Genomic DNA, 14937 nt, shown 5'->3' with positions numbered 1-14937 from the left:
GCTTTTTCGTTTTCGGTACTGTGGCGGCACAGCCGGCAGGGCAGCGCAGCGATGACGGAGACTTCGGCATGAAGGGCGAGACGGTCGCACGGGTGACTCTGTGGCTGCTGTGGAGCCTGTGGACGCTGGCCTGCATCGTGCTGGTGCTGGGCGCGCTCGCCAATTACCTGGCTTCGCGCACGCAGACCCTGCCGCTGGTGCTGCAGCCGGGCGCGACCGCCGAGATCACGGTGTACCGCTTCATCGACGACCCGCTGCGACTGCGTCTGCGTTATGCGGATGACGGCGCCGATCCGGCGGTCGATCCCGAGCTGCGCCTGCGCGCGGAAACCCCAACCGATCGCACCGAGTTCCGCGCGGACAGCCGCTCGGCGGTGACCGATCCGGAGATCCACCGCGCACTGGAATCGGTCGAGCGAGACCGGTTCGCCGCCTCGTACTTCGGCTACGGCCGCAGTGACGCACTGCGGCGAGGCCGTTCCTCGCTGCGGCTGACCGTGCTGGAGGTCGATCCGGCGTTGGCCGGCCGTGCGGCCTCGGTGGACCTGCTGCCGCCGATGGACGTGCTGAAGCTGACCGACCTCGACTACCTCTGGCTGTGGCCGTTCTTCTTCTGGAAGATGGCGGCGCTGTTGCTGATGATTCCAGGAGCTGCGTTGGCCGTCTTTACTGTGGCATTGCGACGCTGGCAGCGCCGGGCATCATCGCTGCCGACTTCAGCAGCGGATAGGGATTGATCGACTCTCCCTTCCACCACTGCTTCTCCGGCCCCAGCACATGCACCTCGAAATGCAGGTGTGGGGCCTCGGCGCTGGCGTTGCCCGTGCTGCCGACGTAGCCGATCACCTCGCCGCGCTTGATCACCTGCTTCTCGGCCAGGCCATCGGCGTAGCGCTGCAGGTGCGCGTAGTAGTAGCACCAATGCCCGCTGGGCTCGAACTGGTAGATCGTCAGGCCACCGCGCTCGCTGTCGAACAGTTTCTCCACCGTGCCATCGGCCACCGCCAGCACCGGCGTACCTGCATCGGCCATGATGTCGATGGCATCGTGTACGCGGCCCTCGCTGCGTGCATCGGTGAAGGTATCGCGCAGCTGCGAGGGCAGGATGCCCTGCACCGGCAGCAGCAAGCCGGACGGTGCATCGGCAGCCTGGGCGGCCGGCGGCGCGGTGGAGGCGGGTGGGGCTGTTGCGCCTGGCGCTGCCGGTTCCGTCACCGGCGCGGCGGCCACCGTCGATGGCGCTTCCGGCAGCGCGTCGGTCACCGGCTCATCCATATCGCGGTGCAGCCACCAACCTGCACCCAATCCCAGCAGAACACCCAGCACGATCAGTTGCGAAAGACGCATCGACTCACTCCTGCATCACGACAGGCACCGAGGTGTCCACTGCGTCGGCCACGCGCAGTGCATCCCAATTGGTCATGCGTACGCAGCCATGCGACTCGGTCTTGCCCACGTGGCCGGGTTCAGGCGTGCCATGCAGGCCGTAATGCGGCTTGGACAGATCGATCCAGACCCGGCCGACCGGATTGTTCGGGCCGGGCGGCAGCGTGGCTTTCTTTTCCCCCTTGCGGGCATCCCAGAACAGCTTGGGGTTGTAGTGGAACGGCGGGTCGCGGTACACGCCCAGGATTTTCCATTCACCGATCGGCAACGGGTCGTGCTGGCTGCCGGATGACACCGGCACCTGCGCGATCAGCTTGCCCTGCGCGTCCAGTAGCTGCAGTGTGGAGTCGGATTTGTCGACCACGATTCTGGCGGCCTTCGGCAATGCGGCCGGGGCGATGTTGGGGACCTGGATGCGGCTGCCAGCCCTGGTCAGATCCACGCCGGGATTGAGCATCTTCATCAGCTCTGGGGACGCGTGGAAGCGCTCGCCCAGGGCTTCTTCCACACTGCTGTAGCCCAGCGATTTCAGCTTGGCCTGGTCGGCGGGTCCTTTCGGTATCGGCTGGAACGGGCCGGCGACATCCTCAGCAGTCAGCGTGTAGCTGGCCAGCGGCGTGATCGTATCGGCCTGCAGAGCCTTCCAGGTGGCGTCGTCCAGCTCACCCGTTACGGTCAGGCCGTGTGCCGTCTGGAAGCCTGACACCGCCCGCCGCTGGTTGCTGCCTACCTCACCATCAATCTGGCCCGGAGAGAAGTTCGCACGATCCAGCAGCACCTGGGCATGCAGTGCGGAGCGCACTGCGGTGTCCGGGCCAGCCTTCTCGGCAATGGGGGCGGGCAGGTTGGGCGGCGGCGCCTGCGCGAAGGCCGGCGACGCCAGCAGCGAGATTGCGAGCAGGGTGGATCGGGACACAGATGAGCGCATTGGGATCTCCAGCAGGTACGCCGCCACCTTGCCCGCAGGCGGCGCCGAGCCGCCGTGAAAGGGATCTGATGCCCGCATGAGCAGGCATGTCATTGCGGCCGGTTGCCAGCGGCAGGTGCCGCTGGGGACGGGGGCTCACCAAGGTGAACGGTGGCCGACGCCGTCGATGGGCGGCGATCAAGATTGCCTGCCGTGCCGCCGATAAGGCCACATCCCCCCGTTTTGGATACCCCCATGAACTACTTGAGGAACGTCAGGGTTGCCTGGCGTCTTGGGCTGGGCTTTGGCCTGTTGCTGCTGCTGGTTGCCGCCGTAGTGGCCACCGGCGCCACCGCCAGCGTCGTGCAGAAGCGCGCGATGCAGCAGGTGGTCGACGTCAGCGTGGCCAAGGTGCGCCTGTTGTCGCAGATGCTCGACGCCAACAACCAGATGATGGTGGTGCGGCGCGAGATGCTGATCCGCCAGGGCGAAGACCGCGGCAGCGATGAGAAGCGCATTGCCGATCTGGTCAAGCGCTATGAGGCCAGCTGGACCGCCTACCAGGCACTGCCAGGCGATGCGGAGGGCAAGGCCATCGCGGAAGCCATCGCGGCCAAGCGTGCCATCGCGCGCCCGCTCAACAAGCAGACCAGCGAACTGATGGAGCAGGGCGACTACCCGGGTGCCGTGGCACTGACCCTGGGCCCGGTGCAGGAAGCGGCCAACGGCTGGAACAAGGCACTGTCCGATGGCGTGGATTTCGAAGAGAAGGAAAGCCGTGAGGCAGCCGCCGAGGCCATCCGCCTGGGCGAGCGCAGCCTGCTGCAGCTGCTGGTGCTGGGCGGCGTTGCACTGCTGGTCGGCATCGGTGCCTCGGTGATGATCGGGCGCAGCCTGACCGGCCCGCTGGCCCGCGCGGTGAACCTGGCCGAGCGCCTGTCCAAGGGCCAGCTGGACCAGGAGTTCCGCCTCGGCGGCCGTGACGAACTGACCCAGCTGGGCGAGGCGATGGCCAGCGTGCGCCAGAGTGTGCAGGCGGCGATCGGCGCGCAGTTGCAGATGGCCGAGCAGCACGAGGCCGGTGCAATCCGCTATCGCATGGACGCCAGTGCGTTCCCCGGTGATTTCGGCCGCATGGTGCAGGCCACGAACAGCCTGGTCGAGTCGCACGTGCAGGTGGAACTGCTGATGGCCGAGGTGATGCAGCGTTACGCCATGGGTGACCTCAGCCGCGACCTGCCGGACTACCCGGGCGAGAAGGGCACGCTGACCCGCACCCTGGCAGCGGTGAAGCAGAGCCTGATGGCGATCAACGCGCAGATCGATGAACTGGCCCGCGCCGCACGCGCCGGCGATTTCAGCATGCGTGGCGATGCCGCTGCGTTCCAGTACCAGTTCAAGACGATGGTCGAGCACCTCAACGGCATGATGGCCAGTTCGCAGGCCAGCATCGCCGATGTTTCCGACGTGCTGCGCGCGATCTCGCATGGCGACCTGACCGCACGCATGGAGGGCGAGTACGACGGCGTGTTTGCGCGCATGCGCGACGATGCCAACACCACCACCGCGCAGCTGACCGGCATTGTCCGCGGCATCCAGGTGGCTGCCGACAGCATCAACAACGCGGCCCAGGAACTGGCCGCCGGCAACAACGACCTGTCGCGCCGCACCGAGCAGCAGGCCGCGAATCTGGAAGAAGCGGCCGCGTCGATGGAGGAGCTGACCTCCACCGTACGCCAGAACGCCGAACTGGCGCGTCAGGCCGACAGCGAAGCGCATGCCGCCGGTGCCGCCGTGCGCGAGACCGAGCAGGCGATGGCACAGATGGCATCGGTGATGGGCGAAATCGATCAGTCCTCGGCGCGCATCTCGGAAATCTCCACGGTGATCGACGGCATCGCGTTTCAGACCAACATCCTGGCGCTGAATGCGGCAGTGGAAGCTGCGCGCGCAGGCGAGCAGGGCCGTGGCTTTGCCGTGGTCGCCAGCGAAGTGCGCACGCTCGCACAGCGTGCCGGTGTCGCCGCCAAGGAGATCAAGGAACTGATCGAGGACGCCGCTTCCAAGGTGAAGAGTGGCCTGGCGGTGACCGTTGAATCGGAAGCCGCGATCGCACGCGTGGCGCAGGCCAGTTCGCGCACCACCCAGCTGATGAGCGACATCGCAGCGGCCAGCAAGGAGCAGGCCGCCGGCATCGAGCAGGTCAACCAGGTGGTGGTGCAGATGGACCAGGTGACCCAGCAGAACGCCGCGCTTGTGGAAGAAGCCACTGCCGCGAGCCGCGCGCTGGAAGAACAGGCGCATGCACTGACCACGTCAGTGGCGGTATTCCAGCTGGAGCAGGGGCCGCGCATGCCGGTCATGCCGGCGCGGGCGGCGTAAGCGACCTGTAACTGGATACTGGATGGCGCCCTGCCTGCGATGTCCCGCATGCAGGGCGTCGATGCACCCACCGGAACGATGCCGCGGGCTAGCGCCCGCGGGCTGAGCGTTCGATCAGCCAGCCGGCTGCGTACAGCAACAGCAGTGTTGGCGGAACCAGCACTGCATATGCGGTCGACCAGGGCTTGCCACGCAGCAGGCCGCCTGCGCCGATGGCATCGAGTGCGGCAGACTGCAGGGTGATGGGGAGCGCCATCAGGATATAGGTACCCTTCGGGTCCCCCTCCGACTGCGCGCCGTGAACCAGCCATGCGGTCAACAGCAGGTAGACCACGCAAAGCGCAAGACCGGTCCAGCTCAGGAGTCGCCGCATCTTCATCCGCATGCCCCGGTTCAACGGACGTCGAAGCGGGCCTGCAGCGGCAGGCTCACCTTCCGCAGCAGATCCCGGACCACCACCTGCGCAGTCCACGTGCCTTTGGGATCACCGGCCTCGGCGACGAACTTCAGGTGCAGGTTGGTCATGTACAGCAGGTTTGGCGGGCCGGTCAGGGCGGCGGTGAAACAGGGAACATCGCGTTCGTCGATACTGGTGCTGCCGTCCGGGCGCAGCATGCGCAGATCGCAGTGCACCTTGGGTACGCGGTTTTCGTCCAGTTGCGGGTTGGAGAGGAACGTCAGCAGGAACAACTCACCGCCCGGGTGGACTTCGTCGGCCTCGTTGAAGCGGGGAGTGGTCTCCGGCGGGGTCGCCCACTTGGCCCGCCAGTCGGCATCGGAAGTGACCAGCAGCGATGCCGCGAAGCCGCCGCTGGATTTCATGGCATCGGTCTCCGTCAACGCCTTGCCATCCCCATTTATCCAACCATCGCTGGCGGAGCTGTTCAGTGGCAGCATCATGGCCATCATGGTCAGCGCGCAGGTCCATCGCATCAACGGCTCTCCCGGGTAGCCGCGTCCCGCGGCAGAGCGGGTAGTATTGCCCAACATTGGCCGGCAAAGCAGCAGGACAGCCGGAGCAGGGGTTCCGTTGCCTGCCGATGTGGGTGGATGCTTGCCAGCAAAGGAGGTGGCATGGGAATCGGGAGCGAGGAAACGCCGATCTGTTTCCCTGCATCGGCCGCGCCGCAGCACGTGCTGATGCTGCCCGGTCTGGATGGCTCCAGCAGGCTGTCGCCCCCGTTCCTGTCGGCACTCCAGGCTTACGGTCTGTCAACGCAGGCGATCACGCTGCCCGCGCAGGGACCGCAGGATCACGCCACGCTTGCCCAACGGCTGTGGTCGCAGCTGCCCAGTCGTCCCTTCATCCTGCTCGCCGAGTCTTTCTCGGGCCCGTTGGCTGTTGAACTGGCCACGCGCCATCCCACCGGGCTGCGCGGACTGGTGCTTGCAGCGACCTTTGCGCGTCGGCCGGTGCTACTGCCGGCAGCCAGCGCAGCCCTGCTGTCGCCGGCCTGGCCGCTGCCTCCCGTGGCATTGCTGGCGCGCCTGTTGCTGGGGCCGTGGTACACCCGCGGGCACACGTCGATGCTGCGCGAAGCGTTGGCCAGGACTCCGACGAGCACGTTGCGGCAACGCGCCGCAGCGACCCTGCGGGTCGACGTGCGTGCATTGCTGCCGGCAATCCAGGTGCCGACGCTGTGCTTGCACGCGTGCCACGACCGCCTGCTGTGGCCGCCCAGCGTGGCCGAGCTGCAGGCCCTGTTGCCCGATGCCCGCCATGTGTCGTTGGAGGGGCCACATCTGCTGCTGCAGGCGCGTGCCGACGCAGCTGCAGCCGAAGTGGCCGCGTGGATGAGGACGTTGCCGCGTTGAACGATGCGCTCAGCTGCGGGCGCGGGTACGTGCCGCCTTCCTGGCCGCCACCTTGCGCACGGTCTTCTTCGCCGCACGGGTCTTGGCCGCCTTCTTCGCTGCAGCACTGCGCGAGGCGGCTGTACCGGCCTTCTTGACCGCTGTCTTCTTTGCGGCCTTCTTGGTGGCGGTCTTACGAGCCGGTGCCTTCTTTGCCGCCGCCTTCTTCGCAGGCGCCTTCTTCGCGGCCGTCGCCTTGGTCGTGGCCTTCTTTGCGGCTGACTTCCTGGCAGGCGCCTTGCTGGCCGCCTTCTTGCTCGCCGCCTTCTTCGTACCCTTGCGTGCGCTGCCGCTACGTTTGCCGCCACCGTCCTGCTTGTTCACGGTGGCCCAGGCGATGCGCTCGGCAGTCCCTTCACTTGCGCCACGCTCGCGCTCGCTGTCCTCGATGTGCTCGGCCTGGCGCTTCTGTTTCTCGGTATATGCGGATTTGTCACCACGGGGCATGACGGTTCTCCTGTTGTAGTAGTCAGGCCAGCAGGCGCAGCTTGGGTTCACGCGCCCACTGGCGGGTGGCGGCCGCCGCCAGGAAGGCCTTGGCGTCTTCCGCTTCGACGATGCCGGCATCGTTGCCGACGCGCGCCGCCTTCAGCAGCGCCTGGCCGCCTGCGTCGCTGGCGATGGCCTTCAGGTGCGCCCACGCCTGGCTGACGAACTCGATGGCTGCACTCTCTTTCGACAAGGCCTTCGCGGCTTCCGGACTGAGCACCACGGCTACCGCATCGAACACGGCCGATGGTGTGCCCGCCAGTTGCCCATCTGCCGCCTGCATCGCCCCATCGCTCAGCGTGGCGCCGCCTACTTTGGGCGCGACCAGCTTCACGTCTGCACCTGCCTTCCGCGCCGCTTTGCTCAGGCTGGCCATCACGCGCGCGTCGGAGCCCTCATCAAACAGGATGCCGATGCTGCGTCCTTGCAGGGTGGGCTTGTTGCGCCCGATCACGCGCACCTCGGGAGCGGCAGGCATGTCCTGCGCCGGCGTGGCGGTCGGCGCGGGGTCGGGCAGTGCAGGCAGTGCGAGCCCATCGGCTACGCGCTGCGCCAGTGATTCGTCGATGTTGCGCAGGTGGCTGACGGTACGCACCCGCACCTTGAGTGTTTCCACCTTGGACAATTCGAACACGAGTGCCGATGCCAGATGCGCCTGTTCCGGCTTCTCAAGGCTACGGAAGAACATGCGGGCCTGGCTGTAGTGGTCGGCGAAGCTCTCCGCGCGGGTGCGGCCCTTGCGGCCATCGTCGGCGCTGGCATGGCTGCGGAAACCTGCGGGCGTCTCGCGCGGCGAGTCCTCCTGCAGCGAGCTGGGATCATAGGCGACGCGGCCCTTGGGCACCTGCATCTGCATGTGGCCGTCGCGCTGGTGATTGGCGAACGGGCACTTCGGGGCATTCACCGGGATCTGATGGAAGTTCGGGCCGCCAAGCCGCAGCAGCTGGGTGTCCAGGTAGGAGAACAGGCGGCCCTGCAGCAGTGGATCGTTGCTGAAGTCGATACCCGGCGGCACGTTGGCCGGGCAGAACGCCACCTGTTCGGTCTCGGCGAAGAAGTTGTCGGGCCAGCGGTCCAGCACCATCCGCCCGATCACCTGCAGCGGCACAAGCGATTCGGGAATGATCTTGGTCGGGTCCAGGTGATCGAACGGGAACGCGTCGGCTTCTTCTTCGGTGAACAGCTGCACCGCCAGTTCCCACTCGGGGAAATCACCGCGCTGGATGGCCTCGAACAGGTCACGGCGATGGAAGTCATTGTCAGCCGATTGCAGTTTCAACGCTTCGTCCCAGACCGTTGACTGGATGCCCAGCTTGGGTCGCCAGTGGAATTTGACGAACGTCGACTCGCCCGCCTCGTTCAGCAGGCGGAAGCTGTGCACCCCGAAGCCTTCGATCATGCGCAGCGAACGCGGAATGGCGCGGTCGCTCATCGCCCACATGATCATGTGCATCGACTCGGGCATCAGCGAAATGAAGTCCCAGAAGGTGTCATGGGCCGAAGCCGCCTGCGGGAACGCACGGTCCGGTTCCATCTTCACCGCATGCACCAGGTCCGGGAATTTCATGGCGTCCTGGATGAAGAACACCGGGATGTTGTTGCCGACCAGATCCCAGTTGCCTTCCTTGGTATAGAACTTGACCGCGAAGCCGCGCACGTCGCGCGGAGTGTCCACCGACCCTGCGCCACCGGCCACGGTCGAGAAGCGGGTGAACACGGGCGTCTTCACGCCTACCTCGGTCAGGATGCGCGCCCGGGTGTGGGTGGCCAGAGACCGGGTCAACTCGAAGTAGCCATGTGCCGCGCTGCCACGTGCGTGCACGATGCGCTCGGGAATGCGTTCGTGATCGAAGTGGGTGATCTTCTCGCGAAGGATGAAGTCTTCCAGCAGCGTGGGTCCTCGAGGTCCCTGCCGCAGGGAGTTCTGGTTGTCTGCCACCGGGATGCCCTGATCGGTGGTCATCGCCGGGTGGCTGCCGCCGGCGCGCGGGTGCAGTTCATCGCCGTTGCCGCGGGGGTGGTTTTCGGTTGCGCGCTTGCCGGTCGGCTTGCTGGCGGCCATGGGGGGGAGGCTCCGGATCATCAAGGGAACCACGACACTGGAACCGAACCCGTTAAACCCAGGTCCGGCAAAGGTGAACGTACGGGCAAAAGCAGGCTCGGGTATGCTTGCCCCATGCGAGTCGAGCCCGCCGACATCGAAGCCCTGTTCGACGCCATCCCGGACGTGCTGTTCTTCATCAAGGACCGCCAGGGGCGGTACACCCACGTCAACCAGACCATGCTGCGACGGCTGGGCCTGCGCGCGCGCAAGGACGTGATCGGGCGCACAGCGGCCGAGATCTACCCGACCGGCCTCAGCGCGGACTATGTCGACCAGGACGCCCGCGTGCTGTCCGGCGAGGTGATCGAGAACCTGATGGAGCTGCACCTGTTCGCCAACCGCGAACCGGGCTGGTGCCTGACCTGCAAGCGCCCGTTGCTGGTCGATGGCGCCATCGAGGGCCTGATCGGCATTTCCCGCGACCTGGGCCAGAAGGACAGCCTGGGCGCCCAGTACGAGCAGCTGCGGCTGGCCCTGGCCCACCTCAACGCGCACTACGCCGAGAACGTGCGCATGCAGACCCTGCTGGACATCACCGGCTTTTCGCTGTCCAAGCTGGAGCGCAGTTTCCGCAAGGTGTTCCAGATGACCCCGCAGCAGGTGCTGACCCGGCTGCGGATCCAGATGGCCATGCACTTGCTGCATGGCGACGACAGCATTGCCTGCATCGGGCAGGCCTGCGGTTTCAGCGACCAGAGCGCCTTCACCCGCAAGTTCAAGGCTGAAACCGGTTTCTCGCCGCGCGCCTATCGCGCCCGGATCGGCGGCAACGTCGGCGAGCCCGCACTGGCCTGAGCCCCCTGCTGCGCTGTGCCTATCCCCGCGGGCCTGGGACAGGGTAAGGTGTCGCCCCTGTAGCCCGCCGCCAGCCCCGCCGATGCCCAATTCGATTCCGACCGCTTCGTCGTCCCGCCTCGGACATTCGCTCAAGCCCCGCCAGCTGATCATGATGGGCCTGGGCAGTGCCATCGGCGCCGGCCTGTTCCTCGGCTCGGGCGTGGGTGTGCAGGCGGCCGGTCCGGCCGTTCTGGTCTCGTATCTGGTCGCTGGCGCGCTGGTGATCATCGTGATGAACGCACTGGGCGAGATGGCGGCGGCCAAACCGACCAGCGGCGCGTTCTCGGTGTACGCCGCCGATGCCATGGGCGCCACCGCTGGCGCCACGGTCGGCTGGTTGTGGTGGGTGCAGCTGGTGATCGTGATCGCCGCCGAGGCGGTCGGTGCGGCCGGGTTGCTTGCCACGGTCTGGCCGGTGGTGCCGGTGCCGATGGCTGCGTTGGCCTTCATGCTGTTCTTCACTGCGATCAACCTGCTCGGGGTGAAGAACTTCGGCGAGTTCGAATTCTGGTTCGCCATCCTGAAAGTGGCGGCGATCCTGGCCTTCATTGCCATCGGCGTGGCACTGCTGATGGGCTGGCTGCCGCAGGTCACCTCACCTGGCCTGAGCAACTTCACCGGACACGGCGGTTTCGCACCGAAGGGCCTGGCCGGGATCGGTGCGGCGCTGCTGGTTGTCGTTTTTGCCTTCGGCGGCACCGAAATCGTCGCCGTTGCGGCGGCCGAAACCGAAGATCCCGAACGCAGCATCGCCCGTGCCATCCGTACCGTGGCCTGGCGCATCCTGGTGTTCTACATCGGCTCGCTGAGCGTGATCATCGCCGTGGTGCCCTGGACCAGCGAAGCACTGAAGTCGCCGTTCGCCGCCGTGCTGGACATAGCGCGCATTCCGGGCGCCGGCACTGCGATCACCCTGATCGCGGTGATCGCGCTGCTGTCGGCACTCAATGCCAACCTCTACGGCGCCTCGCGCATGATGTATTCGCTCGCGCAGCGCCGCGAAGCACCGGCCGTGCTGGGCTGGACCGATCCGCGGCAGGTGCCGGTCATCGCCGTGCTGGCCAGCGTGCTGTTCGGCTTTGCGGCCACGGTGATGGAACTGCTGTTCCCGGACCGGGTGCTGCCGGTGCTGCTGAACATCGTCGGTTCCACCTGCCTGCTGGTGTGGACGCTGTCGCTGGTTTCGCAGCTGGTACTGCGCCGCCGCGCCGATCGCCTGGGTACCCGGCTGCCGTTCCGCATGGCCGGTTTCCCGTGGCTGACCTGCTGCGCGCTGGCGATCCTGGCGCTGATCTTCGGCCTGCTGCTGAGCGAGGCGCACACCCGCCTGCAGTTCCTGTCGATGGTGGCGCTGACCGCCACCATCGCCGCCGGCAGCGCCATCGCCCGGCGCATGCGCGAGGCGTGACTGAAGCTGTAGAGCCGACCCTACGGTCGGCTGCGGTTGCTGTAGTTTCTGTAGAGCCGACCCTGTGGTCGGCTGCTGTTCGCGTAGTCGCCAGCCGAGCGCGGGCTCGGCTCTACAGCCGGCATACATCCGCCGTGCCATCCTGATCGTGTGGGCCGCCAGCGGCCCGTCGACCAGGAGTACCGCATGCTGCGCAGCCGTCCCTTCCTGATGTTCACCGGCCAGGCCGAGGCCGCGCTGGCCCTGTACGCCGAAGCCTTTGCCGATTTCCGCCTGCTGGCCCTGCAACGCCACCCCGAGGGGGCCGGCGCCGGCGTACCCGGACAGGTCCGCCAGGCCATCTTCCTGCTCGGTGGCACCCATTACCTGTGCTTCGACAGCCTGGATGTGCACGACTTCACCTTCAGCCCGTCGATCTCGCTGTTCGTCGAGTGTTCCGGTGCCGAGCAGTTCGAGCGTGCGGCACGCGTGCTGGGCGAGGGCGGCCATTGGTTGATGCCGGTGGGTGATTACGACTTCAGCAACCGCTATGGCTGGGTGCAGGACCGCTTCGGCGTATCGTGGCAGTTGAGCCTGGGACAGATGCCGGACCCGTGATCGGGTAACTGTGGGTGTGGACCCTGGTTCACACGCCCTCATGAAAACGGCCCGCTTGCGCGGGCCGTTTTTCTTTATCGATGCAGTGAGGAATCAAGCCTCGACTTCATCATCCTTGTAGGCATCGACCGGGATGCAGGCGCACATCACGTTCTTGTCACCGTACACGTTGTCGACGCGTGCCACCGGCGGCCAGTACTTGCTCTGCTTCAGGCTGGCCAGCGGGAAGGCGGCCAGTTCGCGCGGGTAGGCGTGGGTCCACTCGCTGGCGGTCACCGCGGTGGCGGTGTGCGGCGCGTTCTTCAGCGGGTTGTCCTCGCGGTCCAGGCGGCCGTCTTCGATCGCGCTGATTTCCTCTCGGATCTGGATCATCGCGTTGATGAAGCGATCCAGCTCGTGCAGCGACTCGCTCTCGGTTGGCTCGACCATCAGCGTGCCCGCGACCGGGAAGCTCAGGGTCGGGGCGTGGAAGCCGAAGTCGATCAGGCGCTTGGCGACGTCCTCGGCACCGATGCCGCTGGTCTTCTCCAGCGGGCGCACGTCCAGGATGCACTCGTGCGCCACCAGGCCGTTACGGCCGGTGTACAGGGTCTTGAAGTGCGGAGCCAGGCGCTTGGCAATGTAGTTGGCGTTGAGCTGCGCGACCTGGGTGGCCTTGCGCAGGCCTTCACGGCCCATCATCGCGATGTACATCCAGCTGATCGGCAGGATCGAAGCACTGCCGAAGCTGGCCGCGCTGACCATGCCGACCGGGCCGTTGTCACCCAGCTTGCCCGGCAGGAACGGGGCCAGGTGCTCCTTGACCGCGCACGGGCCCACGCCCGGGCCACCACCGCCGTGCGGGATGCAGAAGGTCTTGTGCAGGTTCAGGTGCGAAACGTCCGAACCCCACTTGCCCGGCTTGGCCACGCCGACCAGGGCGTTCATGTTGGCGCCGTCGGTGTACACCTGGCCGCCGTGCTTGTGGATGATCTCGCAGATCTCGACCACCTCTTCCTCGAACACGCCGTGCGTGGACGGGTAGGTCATCATGATCGCGGCCAGGCGGTCGCTGTACTTCTCGGCGTTGAGGCGGATGTCCTCGACGTCGACGTTGCCGTTGGCATCGGTCTTGGTCACCACGACCTTCATGCCGCACATCTGCGCCGAGGCCGGGTTGGTGCCGTGTGCCGAGTCCGGGATCAGGCAGATGTCGCGGTGGCCTTCGCCGCGCGAGCGGTGGTAGGCACGGATCGCCAGCAGGCCGGCGTACTCGCCCTGCGCGCCGGAGTTCGGCTGCAGGCTGACCGCGTCGTAGCCGGTGCATTCGACCAGCATCGCTTCCAGCGTGTCGATCAGTTCCTTGTAGCCCAGCGCCTGGTCGGCCGGCACCAGCGGGTGGATCTGCGAGAACTCCGGCCAGGTCACCGGGATCATCTCGGCGGTGGCGTTGAGCTTCATGGTGCACGAGCCCAGCGGGATCATCGTGCGGTCCATCGCCAGGTCCTTGTCGGCCAGCGAACGCAGGTAGCGCAGCAGTTCGTGCTCGCTGTGGTGGGTGTTGAACACCGGGTGGGTCAGGAACGCGGACTGGCGCAGCAGGCCGGCCGGCAGCGCGTCGGCGGTGCTGGCGTCCAGCGCCTCGACGTCAGCCTGCGCGCCGAACACGGTGGCCAGCGCGACCACGTCGGCGCGGGTGGCGGTCTCGTCCAGGCTGATGCCGACCGAGTCGCTGTCGATCGCGCGCAGGTTGTAACCGGCGGCGCGTGCCTTGGCGTGGATCTCATCGGCATGCACGCCGGTGATGTGCAGGGTGTCGAAGAAGTCGCCACCGACCTGCACGCCGGCGTTGCGCAGTGCCGCAGCCAGGATCGAAGCCAGGCGGTGGGTGCGCCGGGCGATGCGGGTCAGGCCTTCCGGACCGTGGTAGACCGCATACATCGAGGCCATCACCGCCAGCAGCACCTGTGCGGTACAGATGTTCGACGTCGCCTTCTCGCGGCGGATGTGCTGCTCACGGGTCTGCAGGGTCAGGCGATAGGCCGGGTTGCCCTGGGCATCGATGGAGACACCGATCAGGCGGCCCGGCATCGAGCGCTTGTAGGCGTCACGGCAGGCCATGAACGCGGCGTGCGGGCCGCCGAAGCCGAACGGCACGCCGAAACGCTGGCTGTTGCCGACCACGATGTCCGCGCCCCATTCGCCCGGTGCGGCCAGCAGGGTCAGCGCCAGCAGGTCGGTGGCCACGGCCACCAAGCCGCCGCGTGCGTGCACGGCCTCGACCAGGGCCTTGTAATCGCCGATCTGGCCGAAGGTGTCCGGGTACTGCAGCAGCAGGCCGAAGGCTTCCGCTTCCAGTGCTTCGGCGGGGGTGCCGACGCGCAGCACGATGCCCATCGGTTCTGCGCGGGTGCGCAGCAGTTCCAGGGTCTGCGGGTGCACGGCGTCGTGCACGAAGAAGGTGTCCGACTTCGACTTGGCCGAACGCTTGGCCAGGGTCATCGCTTCGGCGGCGGCAGTGGCTTCGTCCAGCAGCGAGGCGTTGGCGATCTCCATGCCGGTGAGGTCGGCGCACAGGGTCTGGAAGTTGATCAGCGCTTCCATGCGGCCCTGCGAGATCTCGGCCTGGTACGGGGTGTAAGCGGTGTACCAGGCCGGGTTTTCCAGGATGTTGCGCAGGATCACGTTCGGGGTGTGGGTACCGTAGTAGCCCTGGCCGATGAAGCTGCGCAGCACGGTGTTCTTGTCGGCGATCGCGCGGATCTTCGCCAGTGCCTGCACTTCGGTCATCGACTCCGGCAGCGCCAGCGGCGCCGGCGACTTGATCTTGGCCGGCACGATGGCATCGGTCATCGCATCCAGCGACGCGTGGCCGACGACGTCGAGCATCTGCGCGATCTCGGCATCGTTGGGGCCGATGTGGCGCTCGACGAACGCATTGTGGTGCTCGAGCTCACGCAGGGAAGGGGTGTTCTGGGACATGGCGAAGGATCC

Annotated in this window: 13 protein-coding genes; 6 read left to right on the top strand and 7 right to left on the bottom strand. The window is 66.7% G+C overall.

Annotated features, from left to right (window positions below; all coding sequences use genetic code 11):
- The first annotated feature begins 68 nt into the window (after nt 1-68).
- The gene (locus tag AC5P8U_RS02545) at nt 69-737 is read left to right on the top strand and encodes a hypothetical protein (protein WP_164263143.1); all 669 of its coding nucleotides are present in this window, start codon (nt 69-71) and stop codon (nt 735-737) included.
- Here the strand turns inward: AC5P8U_RS02545 and AC5P8U_RS02540 are convergent.
- The gene (locus AC5P8U_RS02540) at nt 667-1347 is read right to left on the bottom strand and encodes a M23 family metallopeptidase (protein ID WP_072168591.1); all 681 of its coding nucleotides are present in this window, start codon (nt 1345-1347) and stop codon (nt 667-669) included. The two genes, AC5P8U_RS02545 and AC5P8U_RS02540, sit on opposite strands and share 71 nt — an antisense overlap.
- 4 nt (nt 1348-1351) lie before the next feature.
- Nucleotides 1352-2314: a L,D-transpeptidase family protein gene (locus AC5P8U_RS02535; RefSeq protein ID WP_188240742.1), complete on the bottom strand. Its 963-nt coding sequence runs from the start codon at nt 2312-2314 to the stop codon at nt 1352-1354.
- Nucleotides 2315-2548: 234 nt separating this feature from the next.
- Between AC5P8U_RS02535 and AC5P8U_RS02530 the strand changes: the two genes are divergently transcribed.
- Nucleotides 2549-4675, top strand: coding sequence for a methyl-accepting chemotaxis protein (locus AC5P8U_RS02530; protein ID WP_188240743.1), 2127 nt, complete (start codon nt 2549-2551; stop codon nt 4673-4675).
- Nucleotides 4676-4763: 88 nt separating this feature from the next.
- On the opposite strand, the gene AC5P8U_RS02525 is transcribed toward AC5P8U_RS02530, so the two are convergent.
- Nucleotides 4764-5054 (bottom strand): hypothetical protein, encoded by a 291-nt coding sequence (locus tag AC5P8U_RS02525; RefSeq protein WP_032954416.1) that lies wholly within the window; start codon nt 5052-5054, stop codon nt 4764-4766.
- A 14-nt stretch (nt 5055-5068) separates the two neighbouring features.
- Complete coding sequence (locus AC5P8U_RS02520) at nt 5069-5608, bottom strand: hypothetical protein (RefSeq protein WP_088496819.1); 540 nt, start codon at nt 5606-5608, stop codon at nt 5069-5071.
- Nucleotides 5609-5749: 141 nt separating this feature from the next.
- On the opposite strand from AC5P8U_RS02520, the gene AC5P8U_RS02515 reads away from it, so the two are divergent.
- On the top strand, nt 5750-6490 hold the full coding sequence (locus tag AC5P8U_RS02515; protein ID WP_072168594.1) for an alpha/beta fold hydrolase: 741 nt from the start codon (nt 5750-5752) through the stop codon (nt 6488-6490).
- A gap of 9 nt (nt 6491-6499) precedes the next feature.
- Here the strand turns inward: AC5P8U_RS02515 and AC5P8U_RS02510 are convergent, their stop codons facing one another.
- Nucleotides 6500-6976: a hypothetical protein gene (locus tag AC5P8U_RS02510; RefSeq protein ID WP_072168595.1), complete on the bottom strand. Its 477-nt coding sequence runs from the start codon at nt 6974-6976 to the stop codon at nt 6500-6502.
- Nucleotides 6977-6998: 22 nt separating this feature from the next.
- Nucleotides 6999-9080, bottom strand: a complete 2082-nt coding sequence (locus AC5P8U_RS02505) for a catalase (protein WP_088496820.1) — start codon at nt 9078-9080, stop codon at nt 6999-7001.
- A gap of 114 nt (nt 9081-9194) precedes the next feature.
- Between AC5P8U_RS02505 and AC5P8U_RS02500 the strand changes: the two genes are divergently transcribed.
- The 3 genes from AC5P8U_RS02500 to AC5P8U_RS02490 all read left to right on the top strand — a co-directional run bounded on the left by AC5P8U_RS02500 (nt 9195) and on the right by AC5P8U_RS02490 (nt 11964).
- A complete protein-coding gene (locus tag AC5P8U_RS02500) occupies nt 9195-9917 on the top strand; it encodes a helix-turn-helix transcriptional regulator (RefSeq protein ID WP_005418296.1) in 723 nt (240 codons plus the stop codon).
- 82 nt (nt 9918-9999) lie between these two features.
- Nucleotides 10000-11367: an amino acid permease gene (locus AC5P8U_RS02495; protein WP_088496821.1), complete on the top strand. Its 1368-nt coding sequence runs from the start codon at nt 10000-10002 to the stop codon at nt 11365-11367.
- A gap of 186 nt (nt 11368-11553) precedes the next feature.
- Nucleotides 11554-11964: a VOC family protein gene (locus AC5P8U_RS02490; protein ID WP_005418291.1), complete on the top strand. Its 411-nt coding sequence runs from the start codon at nt 11554-11556 to the stop codon at nt 11962-11964.
- Nucleotides 11965-12057: 93 nt separating this feature from the next.
- Here AC5P8U_RS02490 and gcvP read toward each other — a convergent pair whose 3' ends face one another.
- Nucleotides 12058-14925 (bottom strand): aminomethyl-transferring glycine dehydrogenase, encoded by a 2868-nt coding sequence (gcvP, locus tag AC5P8U_RS02485; protein ID WP_072168600.1) that lies wholly within the window; start codon nt 14923-14925, stop codon nt 12058-12060.
- Nucleotides 14926-14937 lie beyond the last annotated feature (12 nt).

The organism is Stenotrophomonas sp. YJH_SMC_81, assembly GCF_059370875.1.
Note: the sequence above shows the minus strand (reverse complement) of the source record. Positions and strands in the feature narration are given on the sequence as shown.